This window comes from Absiella sp. AM29-15 (genome assembly GCF_003434225.1).
Lineage (GTDB): Bacteria > Bacillota_I > Bacilli_A > Erysipelotrichales > Erysipelotrichaceae > Hoskinsella > Hoskinsella hominis.
Map to the genome: position 1 here is coordinate 1 of NZ_QVFL01000006.1, position 21716 is coordinate 21716.

The window sequence follows — 21716 nt, forward strand, 5'->3', positions numbered from 1 at the left end:
TACCGCTTTAATTTTCCACTAGATGCGTATTTTACAATAGACCATGGATTATAAATTTCTTTATTTCCAATACGATAACCATCATACATGGTTTTTACTTCTTTATTCAATTTCAACTGATGACTTTCTAATAGGGCACGCGTTTCTTCTTCTGTAAAACCAAATATATCTGAATATTTATCTTCCTGCATCGTACATACTTCTAGATTATTCAAGTCTGAAAACAGATTTTCTTTTGCGATTCTTTGAATACCTGTCAAAACTCCCTTATAAAGCATTTGATCATCCTTTAACGCTGAGGAAAACATTCCTGTAAAAAACCCTTTTATTTCATCATAATACATTTCTGAATACGCGCTTATAAATGGTGTGTCGTACTCATCAATCAGAAGAATAACTTTCTTTTGATATTTTTCATACAAAAAACGAATCAAAATCTCAATTGCATTATTCACTACTGCCATTCCATTATCACTGATATCCATTTTTAATAACATTTCACTAATTTCAAGTAATCGCCTAGAAAGAAAAATATCTTTTATATCTTTGAATTCATTATAATATTTACCGTATACTTTAGAAAGTACCATATACAATTGTCTTAATAATTTTTCTTTTATTCCTTTACAATCTTTCAGTGTCAAAAATATCACTGGCCACTTATTCATTTCTTTGACATATTTTGTTCGGTAGATATAGGTATCTTTAAACAATTCCCTACTATCTTTTGTGATATCAAAGAACTCTGCCAACATGCTCATATTTAGTGTTTTCCCAAACCTACGTGGGCGTGTGATTAATGTTACCTGATCATTCAGCTGTAATAACTCTTCAATCATTTTAGTTTTATCTACACAATAAGCATTTTCTTTTTTTATCTCACGATAGTCACTTATACCGATTGGTACCCGTTTTTCATTTAATTTTTCAACGTAATAAATAGAATTTACTTCTTCTACATGTAAATCTTTAACGCCTTTCTCATACATCCCCATCTTTTCTCTGCCAATCACTGCATTACATCCTGTATTCGTCAATCGGATATCCATAACAAAAGGAATTCCTCGTCTTTTTAATTCTTCTTCTAAAGCTACTGCTTCTTTTAATTCTTTAAAATTTACACGAATGTTTTCATTTTTACAACTCACAATTTTTTTTATTATTTCCTCTAAACAATTCATATAACCACCCTGCCTTTTCTTTATTGTCATTATAACATTGTATAGTTTTTTGTCCATCACATTATAATGTATATTCAGTTGTAAATATTCTATATACTGTATAAATCACATTATAAAAAGCAGGCGATTTGCCTGCTTATTTACGTACTTCTAATGTATTATAATCATCATGCTCCACAATGATAATTGAACATAGTAATTCCTGATTTCGATCATAGACTTCATATCCATTTTCTGCATGTATATTCTGATTTAATGGTTTTAAACTTATTTGGTTATAAAGAAAATCCGTATTCATTTCTCTCAATAAGTTCTTTAAATCTTCTTCATCTTTCGTCTTTCTCATGATATAGCGTGGTTCATCTAATTCTGGTGTTCCAAAAATATGTCCCATCATCCAGTTTCGCAGTGGATGTTCTTTTACCTGCAAGGCACTTTCTTCAAATGGTATTTCATAAAAGTCATCATAAAAGTGCGTGACTTTCATTTTTCCTGTCCACCCTGCCATATATTGTGCCGTACCATATTCTTTTAAACCTCTGCTTCGCATATCCAGATATCCAAAATAACTCAGAAATAGCCAGACAAGCACAATCGCAAACCATTTATCAAATTTTTGACGTGTGGATATATCTGGTTCTATAATTAACAACACATAAAATGGAAATAGAAATCCTATAAACAGCAATATCAATAGTGTTTCAATTGCCTGATGATAGATCAACTCAGATAATGCCATGAAGATATATACGATTCCACTGGAGATGGCAATGACCCATTTCACAATGCTTTTACGTATGGTTGTATCCTGATCTTGTTTCATCTTACATGAGGTATTGCATTAATTCATCAGGATCATCACTGTATTTCTTAGCTGTTTCACGACTTACTTTGCCACTTCTAACTAACTGTGCCAATGAAAAGTTTAAAGTCATCATGCCATCCTTGATACCTGTTTGGATCTGGGAATTGATCTGATGTACTTTACTTTCACGAATAAGTGCACCTACAGCATCCGTTACGGTCATGATTTCCATGGCGGCAGCTCTTCCCTGCCCATCTGCGGTTGGCAATAATTGTTGTGTGATAACAGCTTTTAAGATACCTGATAGCTGCATTCTAATCTGTGCTTGTTTATGCTGTGGGAATACGTCAATGATACGATCGATTGTCTTAGCGGCACCAATGGTATGCAGGGTACTGAATACCAAGTGTCCTGTTTCTGCCAGGGTGATAACAGAACTGATGGTTTCATAGTCACGCATCTCCCCTACCAGGATAACATCAGGATCTTCACGCAATGCGGAACGAAGGGCTGTATCAAAAGAGTCTACATCACGTTCGATTTCACGCTGATGAATCATGGCACGTTTTGGCTGATAGACATATTCAATTGGATCTTCAATCGTCAATACATGACAGTCTTTATTTTCATTGATATAATCCATAACAGCCGCAAGTGTTGTTGATTTACCACTACCGGTAGGTCCAGTTACCAATACCAGTCCACGAGGCTCCATGGCGAGTTTTTTTAATACCTCTGGCATATTTAATTCATCCAGTGTTTTGATTTCATCATTGATGATACGTAGTGCCGCACATAGTTTTCCCTGCTGGCGATATATGTTTACCCTTTGACGATTGTTATCACTTGATACATAGGTAAAGTCTAAGTCTTTTCCCTGTTTTAAATCATCTAGCTGAGCTTCATTGATCATGGATAAAATCATTTCCGTTGTTTGTGCATCATTCACATTTCCTGGATATTCCATCAGTTTTCCATTCCTTCGGATAATTGGTGCACCACCTACCTGTAAGTGTAAGTCACTACATTTACTTGATCTGGCAAATGCCAGCATCTCATCTAACATACTCATATTTTCTCCTAATCAAGATAACTTGTGATCTTGTATAATTCATCCATTGTGGTGATTCCTTGTTTTACATAATCGATTGCCTGATCACGCAAAGTCTTTAAGTTTTGACTTGTTTTGACATAGGCATAGATATCATCGATATCGATTTTATTAGAAATCATCTTTCTTACTTCTTTATCAATCATGATTACTTCATGAATTGCTGTTCTTCCTTTATAACCCGTGTGGTTACATAAGTGGCAGCCTGCCCCTTTATAGATATATTTTACATCTTCACCTAATACTGATCGATCAAGTTCTGTTGTGGATATCTTTTCTTTACAATGCGGACATATCGTTTTGACTAATCGCTGGGAAATACTTCCAATGAGCGAGTTTGCGACCATGAATGGCTCTACTCCCATATCCTCCAAACGAACGATAGTAGAAATAGCATCATTGGTATGCAGTGAGCTTAATACCAAGTGACCGGTAATAGCGGCACGTACAGAAATACTTGCAGTTTCTCCATCACGTGTTTCTCCTACCAGGATAACATCCGGGTCCTGTCGCAATAAGGCACGTAATCCCATTTCAAAGTCTAATCCTGCCATATTGTTGATCTGCATCTGGTTACAACGTTCAATATTTTTTTCGACTGGATCTTCAATCGTAGAAATATTGATTTGACGTTTTGCCAACGTTTCTAATATCATATATAGTGTCGTTGTCTTACCACTACCAGTAGGACCGGTAAAGTAGATAATTCCATGTGGCATCTCTAACATCTTACATATCTTTTCATAGTTTTCCTGAATCATACCATACGTCTTGTTATGCATGATTGTCGTATTGCTGTTCAAGAAACGAAGTACTGCTTTTTCTCCATAAGATGTTGGAATGATACTAACACGCAAGTTCATCTTTACACCATCAATCGTTGTCACAAAGTGGCCATCCTGTGGTAATCGTTTTTCTGCGATATCCATATTTGCCATGATCTTAATACGCACAATCAAAGATGCATGCAGGTTCTTCGCTAACTGTACATAATCCACGATCATTCCATCAATACGCATACGCACCATTGTCTTATCCTCATAAGCCTCAATATGGATATCACTCGCATTCTGGTTATATCCACGACTCAACAAAGAATTAAACAACTTAACGATTGGGGTATCATCGGTTTCTGAATTAAACAGTTCTTCCTCATTAAACTCAAAAGAAGTAACGTTTTGATTCGCTGCTGTAGCAGCTTCTCTAGCCTTGATTTCCGCATAGTAATAATCAATTGCCTTTAATATCTCCGCTTTCTCACAAAGCCCAATAGACAAGTTTAAGCCTGTTACTAAACGAACATCCTCAATCCCATAGAAATTCAAAGGATCGCTTGTGACAACGGTTAATACACCATTCTGTTCAGTAATGGCAATCAAATCATACTTTAATGCTAGTGCCTTTGGAATCTTAGCAACCGCATCAACCTCAATATGACTCGTATTCAAATCCACAATTGGTTCATTCAGCTTATCACTTAGTGCCTTCAACATCTGTTTCTCTGTAATAAATCCCAAATCAATCAAATGCTGACCTAAACGTCTACTTCTATCTTTCTTCTGTTCTGCCAGTGCTGTTTGAAGCTGATCTTCATTAATGTATCCATACTCCTTCAACACTTCCCCTATAGGTATATTCTTCATAGGATCACTCTCCTTTTAATTAGCTGTACCACTTAAATCACATGTAGGCCTTAAATTCTCATTTTCTTCCATCAATTCATTTATTTCTTCTAAAGTATATCCTTTAGACCAATATGTTGAATTCGTAGGCGAATTACCTATACCAACCCAACCATTCCAAATTACTTGGTGATATAAATTATCACCATTATAAAAAACGATATCTTTCGTATAATAATTAGTACTTGCATCCCAATTTACATCAATTTTTTTCCATATACTACTAGTTCCATTTGAACCAGGCGTATAAACATTATTAGTATCCTGAATAGCCCTATATACACTTCCATCTGGCATTTCTACAAAAGTTCCTATAGGATAATTAATTTGACCTGCAACAGTATAATCCACCCATTTTTCCTTTTTATATTTATCACCTACACATCTTTTATCCTCTTCTCCTACTGTCCAATTTCCTGATGTAAAAACAGGACATTTATGCTCTGGTATAGCTGAAGACTCAATGGGCTTCCAATATTCAGTATTCGTTATCTCTATTATTTTTGTACTATCATGATATAAATTTTTTTGACATTGATAATATTTATTTGAATCCTGCGGATATTCCACTACATCATTTTTCATATAACTACTATTTTCAGTCCATACTTTGTTAACATTTTTCCAGCTTCCATTAGTATTTAATGAAGGATTTTCATTCCTTCTGGAAGTCTTTATACTCATATACCATTTATTACTATTTTGAGGATATTCTATAAAAGTTCCAGGTGCATATGTCTTTTCTGCACTCCAAGCATTCTTTTCTGTATTTTCCTCTGTTTTACATAAAATATCATCTTCTACAGTTCCATCTTGACTTACCTGTTTATAATCATATACTTCACCTTTTTTGTAATAAACCTTATAAATGTTTGCTCCATCATTAATTAAACTTTCTGATTTTTTTGTAAAAGGTTCTGCTACTTCATTGTTTTGAAAATTCAATAAATGTATTGTAGTTGATGTTTTATAAACGGTTTGACTTTTATCTACTAATCTAAACTTAAAATCTACTCTATATGATTCATAAGTTGTTGCATCAATTTGTAATTTTCTTTTATTGTAGAAATCATTATTATAGACAGGAACATCTTTATTATAAATTGTTCCAGTGTTAACAGCATTCTGAATATCATTTATTTCAACACTATTACCTCTATATAAGACATCATCTTTCACATAAAGCCAATACCATTCTTCCTTTTTATTTTCTGTATCAGGAAATTTATTTAGAAGCTTAACATCGCTTGCATACATTAATTCATCTTGAACATAGTTTTTTACACTATCTAATGCCTGTTTATCATAATCTGCTGCCGCAGTTTTATCGAAATATCCCATCGAGTTAAGAATCAGCGTTGTAGCTATCACCATTCCTATAGATGCAATCATGATGGATACAATGATTTCAATTAATGTAAAACCCTGTTTGTTTCTCATCACCATTACCTCCTCTTATGAAATAGAAACCCATCCTTTACCAGAATTTTCATCCCATTTAAGCCAATTTGTTTTATTGCTTTTTATATCGTTTAATAAGTCTCCCCAGTTATCTATTCCTCGCTCATTGAGTTTTAAAGAACGATTATTTCCATTACCTGCATTCACGCTTTGTGTTGTATCTATTTTTAAAGTACCGGCTTGAAGATAATACCAGCAATTGTCTTCATAATTAAAAAATATCTTTATTGATTCGTCTATTTGTTCTGAAGTAGAAAATTCACTTAAATATATGAATGGCTGACCATGTTTAATCGTTTGCCCATTTTTTAATTCCCAAGGATAATAAATTTTTATATATTGATTTGTCACAATATTTAGTGGTAACTTTTCTTTAGGAAATTGTGGAAAATCATTTTGATAATCCTCTTTTATTTTATTAAACACCTCAATATATCCTTCTACGTTACAATTTTCACAAACAATGATATTTGTTTCATATTTTTTTGCAGCATTATACATTTCCTTAGCCACATCAGTTGCATTAATAGTCTTTATATAAGTATTCTTAAATTGAGCTAAATGAACCTCATCATTTTCTTCATATTGATTATAAATAAATGTGCCAGTCGGATATAATTTAGTTCCATTTACATCAATTTCATATTGTTGTCCTGGATTATTAATTAATTCTTTTACTTTTGCATTAGCTTCATTACTTTCAATTTTTTTATACATTTCGTTACTTGCTTCTTTCACTTGATTTGACTTTGTCATAAAATGAATTATTGTTCCAAAAGCTCCTGCTAATGTAATAGAAGCAATAGAAAGAATTGAAATACTAACTATAACTTCTACTAATGTATAACCTTTTTTATTCATTTCTAATGCCTCCTATCTAATCTAGTTTCACAGCTTTACTTGGATCATTTAACGTATTTTTAACAAAATCATCCCATTTTTTTTGACCTCCATCGCCCTTGTTATCATTAAAAGTTGTTAAAGATTTCTCACTTTTTAAAAAATACCAATGTCCATCATCATGATTAAATATTAATTGTGTTTTCCAATTTTTACTTACATTATTATCAATGTTCGCATAAACAATACATATTTCATACTTATTAAAATTAAAGAAAGGTTTTATATAACACACATTATTATTTAAATACTCCCAAGCATCTTCATCTTTAGTTATGACTTTTGTTATATCAAATTTAGGAAGCTGTTGATTATAATATCCATAAAAGAAGAAAGGTCTCAAAAGATCATTGTTATAATAAGTCATTTCTGTTTCATGATCTAAATATCTTTGCCAAATTTCATTATCTTCTTTCAAAAAATTTTTTACATCACTAAAATTCTTGCTCTTAATAAATATATCATTTATATCTGTCATTTGTTTTCTCATTGCTAAAGCATTAGTAATATTGTTATTCGCTTCGATAACGCCTTCATAATATTTTGACAATTGCCAGGAGTCACTCTTATCAGAATTCAATTTAACTATATCTGCACTTATAGTTTTTGATCTATCGCCATAGTTTGCAGTTACTGTAAATGTAACTTTATCAATAACTTCTTTTGATTGCGTGTCACCCACTTTGACATCTTTTTCTTCTTTAGATCTAACCACACTAATTTCTTGCACATTTCCCATATCTTTTTTCATGTCATTTGGAAAATTAACATCATATTCTATTTTAGTGTTTACTGTTTCATCAGGTATCATTTTCAAATATTCTGCATGATTTTCACAAGTATTATCAGTAATTTGCTCAATCACATTCGTTAAAACACTCTTTGCTGTTAAATATGCCTGACGTTCACTGTTGGCCACAATGGATCTTTTATAATAAGAATAAGAAATAGCCATACATGCCGCAATTACTATGGTTATAATTGAAATAACTGCCAATGCAAAAATCAAGCTTGATCCTTTTTCATTCTTTCTCATATCCATTGCACCTCCAATCTTGATTACATCATATAAACTTTAAAAGTGATGGTCATTTGTTTTGTATCTTCTTGTTGTTCTGAATATTGCACAGAACCAATCTTCATGGAATATGTTTTATTCGCATCATTTACCAAAGATTGAACATCCTGCACAGTTCCCTGTACGACCATTGTGACATTGTATACTTTCGCTGTTGTTTTTTTCGTGGTTTCTGTTTTATTCTCTGTTGCACTCTGTTCTTTTGTTTGTGATTTTAAATACGTTTCATAATTCATAACTTCTTCTGAAGCTATTTCAGACATACTTAAATTTACTGGGACCAAGTTATGTTCTACAACCAGTTGTGTAATCTCCTGGTCTAAATCTTCTTTATTCATTTCTTCATAGAAGCTTTTTCTTATTTCTTCTAATTCTTTTTTTACCTTTTTTACATTTGCATCTAAAGTTGTATAATCAGGCACACTTGCTTTTGTGATCACCAATTGATCACTTGCTTCATCATAAGCAGATTTTGCTTTAGAATATTGTTCAAATGAAGGTAATACCAAAAGGAAAATTCCCCCGATAAAAACAATCATACAAACCAAGATATAAATTAATGTTTTCTCTCTTTTTGATAAACTGTTCATATATGCTCACCTACTTTAATGTACACAATACTGTTGCGGTATAAACAGTTTGTGTCTGTGGTTTTTGTGTTTCTGTATTTTGATTGTTTTGTGTCTGCATATTCAACAACTGCTGTAATAACTGCTGTGTCGCATCATTATTATCTTTGCCATCTTTATCCGTTATCGTATCTGTTTGATTACTCTGTTGTTGTGTTGGTTGTTCTACAGGTTCTGTTTCAATTGCCTGTTCACTCATAGAATATCCACTATAATCTACCTTAGAGAAGATATTAGATGTCTTTAAACGGCGTACAAAATTTTCTGTATCATTTGCATATAAGCCTTGAATTTGAAGTGTAATCACCTGTGATTCTCTTACATAAGAGAAGGATGTTACATCCACATTTAAATCTGAAGCTAATAGAATCTGATCAAAAGTATCCTGACTTAACTGTGGATATGATTCTATATCTTCATGTAATTCTTTTAATTGATTTAATGTTTCTAAATCTTTCAAGTACTTCGCATTCTTTTCTGCATTAGGATCATTTGCAATTTGTTCCTGTAATTTTGCAATCTGTGCATTCACATCATCTGTTTTACTCTTTAATCCATGAATACGAAATTGCTGAACACCAAATATTGTCACAAACACAATTGCAGCTACAGCTGGTATTGCGACTACCTTTAACACAGAAGCATACTTTGATGGCTCTGATTTGACCTTATAGACAGCCAACAGGTTTATATCTTTATTTGCTAGTTTTTGAGCCATGTTGACCACCTACTTTCTTATTAGACTTCCTACTGGATAAATGTAATCATGTAATTTAAAATCATTTGCTAATATTGCATCTGTTACATATACGACTTTTGAGTTTGGGAATACCTGTGCATTGATGTTTAAGTTTTCCTTGATATTCGCCATAACGATTGGTTCTTCATCATCTGCCAAGCCACAGAAGTATGCTGTTTCAATGGTATACAAACTTCGTTTTGATTTATTAAACTGAATCAATTGGGAAATGTTACTATTCATTTCTGTAATGAATGCATTCGTTCCTCGTTCTGAGAACAATCTTGTTCTATTTGAGAACGTATAATGATTATCTTCAAACAGATAACTGGATACATTGTTTCCATCTATAATGGATACAATGTAAGTTTTATGTTCTAAATCAGGTAATTCCTCCGTTAATTTCTGTAAAGCATTTACTGAAATATCTACATTGGTTAATTTAATACCTGCATTTTCAAACAATTCTACATAACTTGTTAAAAGTTTTCTCTCTAATGCACAGCATAATATTTCCCCACCAGGCTGATCTTCATAATTTTTTCTTAAAACAGAATAATCATAAATCAAGTCCTCATAACTTTGATCAACTGCTGCTAATTCATCTTGCACAATTTTTACAATTTCTTTTTTCTTCAAAAAAGGAACATTCATATTCTTTACAATAATCTGCCCACTATCAATTACCAGACGGCAAGTTTTTACACCATTGCCATGAATGGTATCTAATATCTCCTTAATTGGCTGATCATCTGTAATCACGCCATTAATCATACTTCCCTCATCAAGATAATAGTCATGATAACTCTCAATTTTAATCATATCATTTCGATCACAAGATCCTTTGATTACTTGAATATTGTGATTTGATATAAATATCACGTTGTCTTTCGCCATAAAAACCTCCCTATTATCCTATAGCACTAGGATCATTGTATAACTGTACAACTGGTAATAATACTGCCATCATAACAATAACAACCATTATCGCCATGACAACAATCATGATTGGTTCTATTACAGTTACCATTCGTTGTGATGCCATCTCTGAATCATAATCAAAATCATCTGCCAAAGTCGTCAACATTTCATCTAAACGACCACTTTCTTCACCTATATAAATAGAGCTTGCAAGTTTTACATCAAAACCCTCAACTTTTTGAATACTTTGTGAAAGTGATACGCCATTTCTAACACTTGTGATGACCATATCAAATTGATCTTCTATAAATTTATTTCCAATAGTAGAACGTACAATCATCAATCCATTGATGATAGAAATACCACTGGTATACAAAGAACACATAGTTCTCGCAAATCGAGCTGTATAGATTGTACGATTCAACTTTCCAAATACAGGAAGTTTTAATTTCATTTTATCAAATTTAAATCTGACAGTTGGCATTCGTAATAAAGAAGCTATGATTGCCACGATAACCAAGATACCAATCATAATCCAATACCAATACTCTGTCATAACATCACTAACTGCCATCATTGCAAGTGTGATAAATGGTAATTCTGCATTACCAAATACACCAACAAAATTAGGAATAATGACAGTAAACAATAAGACAGCACACCCTAACATTACGACAACCAAAATAATAGGATAAATCATTGCATTTTTTATTTTACTCTGCACTTTATAATCCTTATCATATTGTTTTGCCATTGTCATTGCAACCTGATCCATATGACCACTGTTTTCACCACTTCGATACATATTGACCATTAACTCAGGGAAGGCTCTACCTTCATCCTGCATAGCTGTAGATAATGTAAAACCTTGTTGGAGTTTTACATACATATCTTTATATATTTTTTTCATTTTTACGTTTTCTTCACGTTGTACCAAAATAGACATGGCACGTATTAAACTAACTCCACTGCCTAACATGGTACCAATCTGTCTTGAAAACTCTGACAATTCTTTTAAATTTAATTTTTTATCATTCTTCTCTTTTTCTGTTATATCTTTGCATGTCATTAAATATTGATTTTGATTACGTAAAAGAGTGACCAACTCCTGTTGGTCATTTGCTTCTATTTTACCTTTCACTCTTTTAGAGTTCATATCTTTAGCAGTATATTGATACTTCGCCATATTGATTCACCTCGATTGAATTACAGTAGAAATAGTGATAAGTAAGCATTAATTAATGAATTTCCATATAACAATGATATCACAATTCCGATAGATAAATAAGGTCCAAATGCGATATGTGCGCCTTTTTTTGACTTTTTTGACACCAAAAGGTACACTGCATAACATCCACCTATTAAAATTGCGATAAATCCTGCTACTAATGTTAATTGCCATCCTAATAAAAATCCTCCAACAGCAATTAATTTTATATCTCCTCCACCAAAGCAATCTGGAATTAATACAATGAGCAGATACATTGGCAAGCTAATGATAAAGAATCCAATGATACGTGATACAAGACTTACTTCAGGATGAAGTAACATCATCACTACACTTGGAACAGCCAATGCAATCACTAGTCCATTTGGAATTGTCATGGTATCAAAATCAATCATTGTGATTGCCAATAAAATCATAATGATAACAAATACAACCAAAACATCCCAACTAAACTGGTAATGATGAAAACATAAAATTCCTATAAGACCACCTATGAATTCGATCAAGGTGTCTCTCATAGGAATTTTAGCTTTGCAATATCTACATTTCCCTCCAAGGAATATATAGCTAAAGATTGGAAATAAGTCATACCAAGCAAGCTGATGACTGCAACTTGGGCAATAACTTCTCCCTTTTGCCACTGATAATCCAAGAGGTACACGATAGATTACTACATTGATAAAACTTGCGACTACAATACCAATGAAAGCGGTGTATCTGAAGCGATGAATGATCTAATCAAAGATTATGTTGATTTGACTTTTACTGTTATTACCAGTCCTCTAGTAACTGGTCTTGTTGGTCCTATATTAGCTGTGACTTTCTTCTATGCTAACGTCCTATCAACATTAATGCCAGTACTTAATTTAACAAAACTGCTAGTTTCACACAATGCTAGATGGGGATATAGAGCATTTATTTATTACGGTATGGACCCAAGACCTTAATAGAAAGTATTTTAAAAAGGGAGTGAAAATTATATGTCTAAAGCACAAATTGCTTCTATAGCTGTTATTGTGTTTGTTATCATTCTAATATTTATTGCTTATTTTAAAATCCAGAAAAAATCTACTATCAAATTTATAAACATGGTATTAACTGCTGTTTGTTCCTTAAGTTCATTAATAGTTGTGATTTTCCCTGAGAAAGTATCAGCGATAATATATCCAGAATCATCAACATTCAAAGATGAAAATATCAAATTGATTGATGAAAATGATGCCTTAAAAAAAGAAAATGCTAAATTAAAAAAAGAGAATGACGGCTATGAAAAAAAAGATATGGCAGTATTATCAAAAGCCACTGTTATCATCGATGGATTAAAGAAATCTGAGATTGAAAAAGGATTAGCTAAAATAAACAATCAATATTATTTTCATAATGGTATTATTGAAAGTATAACAGGTAAAAGTGTATCCGTTGATGGGGAAAATATTTTATATGGAAATGATTCAAAAAATGGTGCTATTAAAGTAAAGTTTTCTGAAATAAGCGATATTTTATATAATGGAAAAGTTTACAGAAAAGTTACACCAGCTGACAAAAAAATGAGAGTTGCTGGAAAAGAATATGACTCTGGATTTACTATTGGATGTGATTACTCAATACTTGGAGATGGTGATGGTTATGCGTTATTTAATTTGGAAAGTCAATATCAAAAAATGGAATTTGATGTTGGTAAGACTGATGAAAACGAAATCCAAGATGTTACGTTAGCTATTTATGTTGATAAAAATGATCCAATAACGTACAATTTATCAGCTGAAAATCCCTCTGAGCATATATCAATTAATTTGAATAATGCAAAGACTTTAAAAATACAAATTACAGAAGGTACAAGAGTAGTTTATGGTTTTTTTAACATAGTTTTAACAAAGGGATAAAAGGTTCTGCTTAAATGCAGAACCTTTTTGATTAACCATTTTTATTTAAATTCATACATGCAAATACCTGCTGCAACAGCAACATTTAGTGATTCAAAGGTATCCATTTCAATAAATACCTTGTGGTCACTGTAATCTATGACATCTTTACTTACGCCGTTTCCTTCGTTTCCAAAGATCAATGCACATGGTGTTTTCTTTGGTGTTTGTTGAAGGGGTGTTGCTTCATGAAGGGATGTTGCATAGAGTGTAATCCCCTGCTGTTTTAGTTCTTGCAACAGTTCCATGATATCTCCACGAATGATGGGCATATGAAATAAGGCTCCCTGTGTGGAACGTATGACCTTTTCATTAAAGACATCTACAGAATGGTTGGATAACACAATACTTGTGTATCCGAACGAAAAGGCTGTTCGGATAATCGTACCAACGTTGCCAGGGTCTTGAACGTCGTCTAGTACGATGACTTTGTTGCCAAAGTCAATGGATGATATATTAGGCATATGGCATACTGCCATGATGTAAGTGCCAGATACACTGTCACTTAGTTTCTTTAAGATATCTCTTGTGACTTCGTATGTTTCATAAGCAGGAAACATATTTTCTTTTCCTTGTTCTATTAGAATACACTCTATTAGGTTTGCTTTATGTGCTTCTTCTATTAGGTGTTCTCCTTCTATAAGAAACTTATGATCTTTATCTCTATGTTTCTTTTCTTTATATTTACTCCATTGTTTTACTTTTGCATTTGTTAGGGATGTGATTTCCATATTGATACCTCACTTGTTTTGTTCTTATATAAGTATAAAGGATTCTGAGAAAAAATCTATAGAAAAGTAGAAATAAAAGAGAAAACATCAAGAATTTAAAAATTCTTGATGTTTTCATCTTCACTTAACAAATCACTTAATTCTTTTGCAGAAAATAGTTTAGTCAATAAAACAATATACTTATTAGTTTGTGAACCATTTAATCGTAACTCTTTTTTTAATCTTTCATTTAAAATTTCTAATCGATGTTGTTTGAAATATTTATTAGTTTTCTCCGAATATATTAGCATACACCAAAAATAATCTGTTAAATCGACTAATGAATAATCAAATGTTTCTGGATCTAATATAAATTGCAACTGATCAGAAGTTTCTTTATATGGCGTTAATAAATTTAAATCAAACGGATAATCATTCATATATAATCTAATGCAACATTCTATATATTGTTGAGAATAAAAGGTAAAATACTTACTTTTTCTACAGGAATCATTTTCTATTTTATCTATGAAATAATGTTGTATAGAGTCATGATAAATAATTCTTTTTTCTATAATTCTATTGAATATAAAAATACAATCAAAGTCATTCAAATATTTATATATGATTTCTTCTAAAATATCATTTTCAAAGCAATCATAAAAGCATTCAATGCCCCTAATAAACTTATCATTATCTTTAATTTTCAAAAGTTCTTTGCTTATTGACGCTTTCGTTAAAATATCTGCTTGTTCACTAACATAAATATCTTGATCTTTAAATTCTAGATAATGTCGTTTTTCTTCCTTTTTTAAATCATCAAATAATAATCTAAGAAGTTTATTTGCTTGTATGGTAGATAGACGATTAGAAAAATGTGTCATAAAATAAGATAATGATTTATGTATAAAATTTACAGAAATAGAATTTTGGGTTGCAATATCATTTAGTATTTCAATATATAAATTAGTGATGTCATCAAAATCATTTTCATTAATATCTAAATGATAGAATAACAACAGAAACGCATGGAACGAAAACAAGTTATTTACATCACGATATAAAAAATAGGATTTACAAAAGTTTTTAAATTTTATAACTATGTTTACATCTTTTGATACATTTAACTTATCAACACGATATTTTTTCATACTTTTTTCAATTTTTTCTGGTATGCAATACTTAGTGATAATATCTATATCGATTTCATTTAGTTCATATGTTGGAAAATCAATTTCTTTTTGATAATGATAAGTACATAATATAGCCTGAGCATACATTGTATATAAATTTTTCAAATTTACAACTTTATGAAATGGTATATAGTTTTTTAAACAAAACATATATATATTATAGATGATAGCCCTAATAGGTGTAAATTCATCACTAACAATAATCTTAATGTGTTCAGGACTTTTTATATATTCATCTTCTAATTTTTGTATCTTGACTTCTATATCATCCAAGATATCTTGCAGTGAAAAAAGCTTTTTCAAGGTACATATACAGTATTCTGAACTTTTCGGTATAAGAGTAAATAATCTATATATTTCCGTAGTATTTAGTAATTCAAGTCCATAACAACTACAATATTCTTGTATTTTATAAATCAGTAAGCTTACAAGATTATTTCTTGGAATCACTTTCTGCTTAAAATAAGATTTGATATTATCAGATTCTGGATCTAGTAAAATAGTGTAATATAGCATTTCATCTAATGATTGATTTTCTTCTAATTTCTTAAACAATGTTTGATAATCATTATTTATATAAATTTGGAAAATTTCTGAATATAATGAGTCAACTTCTAATTCATACTGATTATAAGTTAACAGTTCTTTTTTCGTTATTTTCGATAATCCCACTTTTTTAAGAATCTTTTTTATAAAATCTGACTTTTCATTATTTATATCTAGCAGTTCTACAAAAGAATCATATATTTTTTCATCTCTTATTATTAAGATTTGATTATTTATACTTGCATGTTTATCAACTTTTCTAATCATCTCTAAAAAATCGTTCTCTCCTATTTTATTATAAACATTTAATAGTTTTCCGCCTTCATATAATAAATCTTCAAGCGATACAAATTTTAAATATTTTCTTTCATCTTTAACATATGATAAATAGGCATATACTGATTGTCCAAATGGGTTTTGTAAGTTAATACTCTTAACATCATAGTTTTGTAATATAGGCTCAGTATCTATTACATAGATATTTTTTGATTCATATAATTTAGATTCAAAAAAGTTCGCTTCTCCATGTTGAATCAGGAAATTGTACGGGCGTTTTGTTACGCCATGTTTTTCAACAAAATAATTGATCCACCCCATGATTAATTTCAGATTATAATCATTCAAAGAATATCCTACAAACAAAAATGTATGATCAATTAGAAGTGACCTAATATATGTTGATATAAGAACATGTGTTTGTTCATAGTTGATATAATCACTTTCCTTTAATACCAAGTTTGCAGGATTAGAAAAATCTCCATGCATTTTAATAATATAGTGATCATTACTTGATGACAACAAATCTCCATCCTCTTTGATGGTTGTATAAAGTCTTGCGTTTACATCAGTTGAATCTTCTAGTAATGTGTCATAATTCGTTGTAATGATATGATGTGGTAATAATTGAAAAATGATATCATCAATGCAATTGCTTTCGACATCTGTATGCAAAGTTTTTTTGATAAAATCATAATATGTTTTATCTCCTGTTTGTTCATCATTTTGCATACATAAACGGTAGAAGTATTCAGGTATTTTCAAATATTCATCTTGGGTAAAATTATAACGTTCTTTACATTTAATATTTGCTTCCTCTTTACAAAATGCGCAATGATTGTATTTAATTTCATCTGCGATTGCTCTTATTAATTCTCCCCACATAGGAATGCCAGAGTTTTTAGAAACTCCGGCACCTACAAAGATAACTAAACGATTATTTCTTTGTGCTTCTTTTATGTGTTTTATTGATTCTATCCAATCCATATAACATTTCCCCTTTTCAATCTAAAATTGTAATTCTAAAATCTGTAAAACAAGTCTTTTAGCAAAGTTATCATAAGTATATATTTCAGAATTTCCATTAAAAACCGCATCGTATGTTTGTTTTAAAACTGATACAAAACTATCGTTAGATTTAATATCAATAAATTCCTCTAACCATTCAATTAATTTCACATTACTGTTTAAAACTTCATCTAATTTATTCCACTTCCCCTGCATATATAAATCATATTCATTTACTGATGTAACTTTTAATCCATAGGATATACAGCATATACAATAAGCTAGAGATTGTTTAAATAAAAGAGAATTATTGTAATAATCTCCTATAATATTTTGTGCTGTTTTTGCGTATTCAATGAAACTATTTATTTGTCTTAATTCTAATTTAAAATAATTGATACAGGTCATCGTGATTTCATTGAATAAATCAGTTTCTGTAATATCCTTACCATAAAGACTACTTATGTATGCAGTTTTAAAGGTATTTATGTTATTTGATAATTCAATCACACTATCATAAAATCTATTTAAATATAGTTCTCCATCATATTCTGAACCATATACTTTTTTTATTGTTTTAGATAATTGAATATTGTCTGTAACAACAAGAAAAGTAATTTTGTCATTACTATAGAAATGTTTTATACATTCTAGCATTTCTATAGCATAAGTTGGTCTACATCTATCTAATTCATCAACAATAATAAGCAATCTGTTATTTTTCTCAGCTAGAATTTGATCGATTATATTATTAAAGAATTCTTTTAAATCCTCGGTGCATATTACATCATTTAATAACGCATTAATCTTTTCATCTTCTGTTTTATTTAAATTCAAATCTTCTATATCAACAGCACCATTAGTTGCTAACTTGGTCATAATATTGAGTACTTTTTTACTAGCTTTTTTCAAATCTAAAGGAGTATCACTCTTCACATTATAGTATTTGATAAGTTGTAACAATAATGAATGTACAGGCATATTTATAGAATCATTTTCCCATGAATTATAATAGAAAACCTCGTTTGAATTATAATTAGCATTCTCATCTACTCTATAACTACTACACAATTGTTTATATTCTTCTTCATGTTTCATCACATATTCAATCTGTTTAGCAAAAACAGTCTTACCACTTCCCCATTTTCCATTTATTGATATAACTGAATTATTTGTTTGGTTAAGTAGAAAATCTACACAATAGATTAGCTTTTTATTTCTGCTTAATAAATTCTCTGTAATTGTACTTTTAATAAATTCATCATCTGTTCTTTCTAGCATCTTTCCTATTCTCCTTAGATTTATAAATTATATAACTTATGATATTCTTGAATTGCATAGCTATCTGTCATACCACCAATGTGATCAGCAATGCATCTGACTAAAATCTTACGTTTTTCTAAGTATTCTTTTCGTTCATCAATGTCTAAATCATTTAAATCTGTTTGTGTGATTTTTTCTAATTCATCACGTATAATATTTACGTTTCCTTCTTTGAAATTGACGTAGCTTAATCCCTTTTTCATATAAGAGATGTACACCCTTCTTAATGTATTATCCGGCAATGATAATGGGTTATTATAATAGTATTTAAATAATTTCTCTATAACTCGCTTAGAGCTTGTATCAAATTGCGTTACTTCTGAGGATATAATCACACGTGTTGCGATGATTTGTTCTAGAAATTTTGATACATTGTGTGCTGTTTCACTCCAATCAACGATTTTTTGATCAAATCGTTTGTATTGTTCAAAGAATTCATTTTCTGTTTCAAAGAATTGATTGAGTTTTTCTAAAGTATTGTTTACCACATCAGTGACAAAAAATGAAATAATCTCTGAACACAGTCTTGCTCTTAACATATCATTTTCATCAATCAGAAAGATATTGTTATTTTTTGCTTCTTTAATACTATCTTCTATCTGTTTTAACATGATTGATAAGTTTTTTGCCTTTTTGATATGGGAGTTCTTTTTTAATTCTTCAAAGCTTAATTTGTTTGCTTTGAATGCATCATCTACATCATGTGACCTTTGTGCAATTTCATCTGCTATTGCCACAATTTGTCCTTCTATAGTAGTTGGAAAATCATATTCAGGATATAAATATTCACTATTAGGATATAAGAAGAAATCATCCAGCGAATATAATAAATCTCCATGTTTCTTTATTTTGGTATGCTTCCAAGCACCTTCCATAACCTCATATGTTAGATTTAAGCCATCAATATCAGGATACTTGACTTCTAGGCTTGTTAATACACGTAAAGCTTGATAATTGTGTTTAAATCCCATATTCCAGCCTTCTATATCCGTATTTTTAATTATGGAAGTTTTTCCACGAAGTATTGAATTTAATGCTCTTTCACCTACATGTCCAAATGGGGTATGTCCGATATCATGTGCTAAAGCAATCGCTTCTGTTTTCGTTTCATCCACAGGACAAATTTCGCCTATTTCATTATTCAATAAGACTGCGATTGTTCTTGCAATCTGTGTTACCTCTAATGTATGTGTCATTCTTGTACGAAAATGATCTCCTTTACTTGAAGTAAAGATTTGTGCCTTATCTACCATTCGTCTAAAAGCTTTGGAATGTATAATTCTATCTCTATCACGTGAATAGGTCGATCTACCATCATCAAATTGCAATTTACAAGCTCTAATATATTCATCATTACTATTAATCTCATTAAAATCAGATTCAACTTTAATGTTTTGTTCTTTTACAAAATTGTCATATACTTCAACAGCTGATTCTTCTGTAATATAACTATTCTTTTTAAAGTCTTTTTGTAAATCAAAAAGCAGCATATTGCACAAATTTTCTATTATCAACTTTTTATCTGTAAACGCCTCTGTTTTACAAGTTAAAAGACTATCATTTATATCTACAACTCTGCAAGCAATTGCATCTAAATAGCTTATATCACTATTTTCCACTCTAAAAGAAATAAATAAAATCTTATCATCTATTTTTATTTCTCCTTTAAAATCCATATCATTGTTTGCTAAATTATAGGCAGCATTAGCTTTATCTGATTTTAATCCCTTGATAAGATTTGAAAATGGTTTCTCCCATATTTTAATAATATAAAACTTTTCCATATTCGTGCCTCCTTGTAACATATGTGTCATATTAAGTATAAAATATATTTTTATTATTACAACATGAAAATTAAAAAGTTCAAGTTTGGGATAGGATGACTCTATTTATAGTATTATAATTATTTAAAATCAATGAATTTCAGTCATTATCACAAATTCTCCATCGCTGTAATCATCATAATTTTTTATGTCCATATGTTATTTACTAGTAATTGACACTATCAGTATAAAGCAGTAAGATATATCTAACCGCTTATTATAAGCAAGAAGGAAACAATAAAGGATGGAATGAGACGTAGAAAGATTAATCAGATGAAATCAATTATCAAAGGCGAGATTTCTGATATAGAGAATAACCCCGATAATCTTGATTATAAATTATTAGCTATCAATATTAAGTACGTTTATAATCAAATTGATAAGGTCTCTTATCAGGAAGGTGATGATATATATAATATAGAATTATCCCAAAGTAGCTCTTCTGAATCTTCAGATGATAACTATAAGAATTTGTTATGGGCTTTGGATTCTATTGAAGATGCAATGAATTATTGTGAACAAAAGGATAATATTAATATGCAGGACTCATTAAAAATTGCATTAGGATTTCTTGATTTCTTAGTCTAACATAATAAAAATTCATCATTTTATAAAATATTAAAAAGTATGTCAATAAATGTAATAAACATTAACACTTGTATCCATTGTCAGTATATTCAGAGAACCTGAATTTATACTGACTTTTTCTTTTTATTCTTACTTTATGAGAGTGAGTGTCCATGGAATACTTGAGTTCTGGATAACTAACTATATCACCTTATGGAACTGTCTATTTAATTCTTCAATCACATACGTTATGTAAATTATTTTCCTTGTTTCCACTGGATAATTAAAATAGGTATTTAGAATGTCCCAGTTTTCTTCCCAACTCATTATTGCGATTGGAGAGATTTTTTTACTGTTCCTCTGTATTTGCTTGATAAACCATCTTTAGATTTTTCAGGTGCTGCCTACCCTTAGCTTGAATGTCTTGATATGTTTATATCTTACAAAACATGTGCTGCTACGCATCAAATGTATGATGTTACGCTTGTGTATATAGACTTTTAATAGATAGCTCTTACGGCTCTCTAAAGCCTGTAAGACTATTTACACAGAATAGAGAAACAGCATTAACCTCTCTACTTTTCAACTGATTATTACATTTGAATATGATTGC

At 30.5% G+C, this 21716-nt stretch carries 19 protein-coding genes and 1 pseudogene; 3 read left to right on the forward strand and 17 right to left on the reverse strand.

The features are described 5' to 3' along the window. The 12 genes from DW761_RS07455 to DW761_RS07510 form a co-directional block, all read right to left on the reverse strand. On the reverse strand, nt 1-1181 hold a 1181-nt coding region (locus tag DW761_RS07455), incomplete at its 3' end, for an AAA family ATPase (RefSeq protein WP_158553766.1). A gap of 136 nt (nt 1182-1317) precedes the next feature. Next, the gene (locus DW761_RS07460) at nt 1318-2004 is read right to left on the reverse strand and encodes a hypothetical protein (RefSeq protein ID WP_117517236.1); all 687 of its coding nucleotides are present in this window, start codon (nt 2002-2004) and stop codon (nt 1318-1320) included. A gap of 1 nt (nt 2005) precedes the next feature. Next, on the reverse strand, nt 2006-3052 hold the full coding sequence (locus DW761_RS07465) for a type IV pilus twitching motility protein PilT (protein WP_187426312.1): 1047 nt from the start codon (nt 3050-3052) through the stop codon (nt 2006-2008). A 14-nt stretch (nt 3053-3066) separates the two neighbouring features. Next, complete coding sequence (locus tag DW761_RS07470) at nt 3067-4740, reverse strand: GspE/PulE family protein (RefSeq protein WP_117517239.1); 1674 nt, start codon at nt 4738-4740, stop codon at nt 3067-3069. A 15-nt stretch (nt 4741-4755) separates the two neighbouring features. Then, a complete protein-coding gene (locus DW761_RS07475; RefSeq protein ID WP_158553767.1) occupies nt 4756-6219 on the reverse strand; it encodes a prepilin-type N-terminal cleavage/methylation domain-containing protein in 1464 nt (487 codons plus the stop codon). Nucleotides 6220-6234: 15 nt separating this feature from the next. Further along, nucleotides 6235-7101, reverse strand: coding sequence for a prepilin-type N-terminal cleavage/methylation domain-containing protein (locus DW761_RS07480; RefSeq protein WP_117517242.1), 867 nt, complete (start codon nt 7099-7101; stop codon nt 6235-6237). 16 nt (nt 7102-7117) lie between these two features. Then, nucleotides 7118-8176, reverse strand: coding sequence for a hypothetical protein (locus tag DW761_RS07485; RefSeq protein ID WP_147323316.1), 1059 nt, complete (start codon nt 8174-8176; stop codon nt 7118-7120). A gap of 23 nt (nt 8177-8199) precedes the next feature. Beyond that, nucleotides 8200-8808: a hypothetical protein gene (locus DW761_RS07490; RefSeq protein ID WP_117517246.1), complete on the reverse strand. Its 609-nt coding sequence runs from the start codon at nt 8806-8808 to the stop codon at nt 8200-8202. A gap of 10 nt (nt 8809-8818) precedes the next feature. After that, nucleotides 8819-9565 carry a hypothetical protein gene (locus DW761_RS07495; protein WP_117517248.1) on the reverse strand — a complete coding sequence of 249 codons (747 nt, stop codon included), beginning with the start codon at nt 9563-9565 and terminating at the stop codon, nt 8819-8821. A gap of 9 nt (nt 9566-9574) precedes the next feature. Then, nucleotides 9575-10483 (reverse strand): type IV pilus biogenesis protein PilM, encoded by a 909-nt coding sequence (gene pilM / locus DW761_RS07500; protein ID WP_117517250.1) that lies wholly within the window; start codon nt 10481-10483, stop codon nt 9575-9577. Nucleotides 10484-10496: 13 nt separating this feature from the next. Next, nucleotides 10497-11693: a type II secretion system F family protein gene (locus tag DW761_RS07505; RefSeq protein ID WP_117517251.1), complete on the reverse strand. Its 1197-nt coding sequence runs from the start codon at nt 11691-11693 to the stop codon at nt 10497-10499. Between the two features lie 20 nt (nt 11694-11713). Next, nucleotides 11714-12466, reverse strand: a complete 753-nt coding sequence (locus DW761_RS07510; protein WP_233513062.1) for a prepilin peptidase — start codon at nt 12464-12466, stop codon at nt 11714-11716. On the opposite strand from DW761_RS07510, the gene DW761_RS21395 reads away from it, so the two are divergent. Both DW761_RS21395 and DW761_RS07520 read left to right on the forward strand, forming a co-directional pair. Beyond that, entirely contained in the window at nt 12461-12682 is a 222-nt protein-coding gene (locus DW761_RS21395; protein WP_117517255.1) for a hypothetical protein, read from the forward strand. The two genes, DW761_RS07510 and DW761_RS21395, sit on opposite strands and share 6 nt — an antisense overlap. Nucleotides 12683-12715: 33 nt before the next feature. Continuing rightward, on the forward strand, nt 12716-13618 hold the full coding sequence (locus DW761_RS07520; protein WP_117517257.1) for an NPCBM/NEW2 domain-containing protein: 903 nt from the start codon (nt 12716-12718) through the stop codon (nt 13616-13618). 41 nt (nt 13619-13659) lie between these two features. Here the strand turns inward: DW761_RS07520 and DW761_RS07525 are convergent, their stop codons facing one another. From DW761_RS07525 to DW761_RS07540, 4 genes are all read right to left on the reverse strand, one after another. Then, the gene (locus DW761_RS07525; protein WP_117517259.1) at nt 13660-14388 is read right to left on the reverse strand and encodes a TrmH family RNA methyltransferase; all 729 of its coding nucleotides are present in this window, start codon (nt 14386-14388) and stop codon (nt 13660-13662) included. Between the two features lie 95 nt (nt 14389-14483). Further along, on the reverse strand, nt 14484-17369 hold the full coding sequence (locus DW761_RS07530; RefSeq protein ID WP_117517261.1) for an SIR2 family protein: 2886 nt from the start codon (nt 17367-17369) through the stop codon (nt 14484-14486). Nucleotides 17370-17390: 21 nt separating this feature from the next. Continuing rightward, nucleotides 17391-18671: a KAP family P-loop NTPase fold protein gene (locus DW761_RS07535; RefSeq protein ID WP_117517263.1), complete on the reverse strand. Its 1281-nt coding sequence runs from the start codon at nt 18669-18671 to the stop codon at nt 17391-17393. A 20-nt stretch (nt 18672-18691) separates the two neighbouring features. Then, a complete protein-coding gene (locus tag DW761_RS07540; protein WP_158553768.1) occupies nt 18692-20497 on the reverse strand; it encodes a deoxyguanosinetriphosphate triphosphohydrolase family protein in 1806 nt (601 codons plus the stop codon). A 312-nt stretch (nt 20498-20809) separates the two neighbouring features. Between DW761_RS07540 and DW761_RS07545 the strand changes: the two genes are divergently transcribed. Then, nucleotides 20810-21124 (forward strand): hypothetical protein, encoded by a 315-nt coding sequence (locus DW761_RS07545; RefSeq protein ID WP_147323317.1) that lies wholly within the window; start codon nt 20810-20812, stop codon nt 21122-21124. A gap of 186 nt (nt 21125-21310) precedes the next feature. On the opposite strand, the pseudogene DW761_RS21875 reads toward DW761_RS07545, so the two are convergent. Next, nucleotides 21311-21695 (reverse strand): annotated as a pseudogene (locus DW761_RS21875) (transposase); the annotation flags it as partial. Nucleotides 21696-21716: the final 21 nt, after the last annotated feature.

Coding starts and splice junctions, on each gene's coding strand:
- DW761_RS07460 (WP_117517236.1), bottom strand. CDS start 2,004: ATGAAACAAGATCAGGATACAACCATACGTAAAAGCATTGTGAAATGG.
- DW761_RS07465 (WP_187426312.1), bottom strand. CDS start 3,052: ATGTTAGATGAGATGCTGGCATTTGCCAGATCAAGTAAATGTAGTGAC.
- DW761_RS07470 (WP_117517239.1), bottom strand. CDS start 4,740: ATGAAGAATATACCTATAGGGGAAGTGTTGAAGGAGTATGGATACATT.
- DW761_RS07475 (WP_158553767.1), bottom strand. CDS start 6,219: ATGAGAAACAAACAGGGTTTTACATTAATTGAAATCATTGTATCCATC.
- DW761_RS07480 (WP_117517242.1), bottom strand. CDS start 7,101: ATGAATAAAAAAGGTTATACATTAGTAGAAGTTATAGTTAGTATTTCA.
- DW761_RS07485 (WP_147323316.1), bottom strand. CDS start 8,176: ATGAGAAAGAATGAAAAAGGATCAAGCTTGATTTTTGCATTGGCAGTT.
- DW761_RS07490 (WP_117517246.1), bottom strand. CDS start 8,808: ATGAACAGTTTATCAAAAAGAGAGAAAACATTAATTTATATCTTGGTT.
- DW761_RS07495 (WP_117517248.1), bottom strand. CDS start 9,565: ATGGCTCAAAAACTAGCAAATAAAGATATAAACCTGTTGGCTGTCTAT.
- pilM (WP_117517250.1), bottom strand. CDS start 10,483: ATGGCGAAAGACAACGTGATATTTATATCAAATCACAATATTCAAGTA.
- DW761_RS07505 (WP_117517251.1), bottom strand. CDS start 11,693: ATGGCGAAGTATCAATATACTGCTAAAGATATGAACTCTAAAAGAGTG.
- DW761_RS21395 (WP_117517255.1), top strand. CDS start 12,461: ATGAATGATCTAATCAAAGATTATGTTGATTTGACTTTTACTGTTATT.
- DW761_RS07520 (WP_117517257.1), top strand. CDS start 12,716: ATGTCTAAAGCACAAATTGCTTCTATAGCTGTTATTGTGTTTGTTATC.
- DW761_RS07525 (WP_117517259.1), bottom strand. CDS start 14,388: ATGGAAATCACATCCCTAACAAATGCAAAAGTAAAACAATGGAGTAAA.
- DW761_RS07530 (WP_117517261.1), bottom strand. CDS start 17,369: ATGGATTGGATAGAATCAATAAAACACATAAAAGAAGCACAAAGAAAT.
- DW761_RS07535 (WP_117517263.1), bottom strand. CDS start 18,671: ATGCTAGAAAGAACAGATGATGAATTTATTAAAAGTACAATTACAGAG.
- DW761_RS07540 (WP_158553768.1), bottom strand. CDS start 20,497: ATGGAAAAGTTTTATATTATTAAAATATGGGAGAAACCATTTTCAAAT.
- DW761_RS07545 (WP_147323317.1), top strand. CDS start 20,810: ATGAAATCAATTATCAAAGGCGAGATTTCTGATATAGAGAATAACCCC.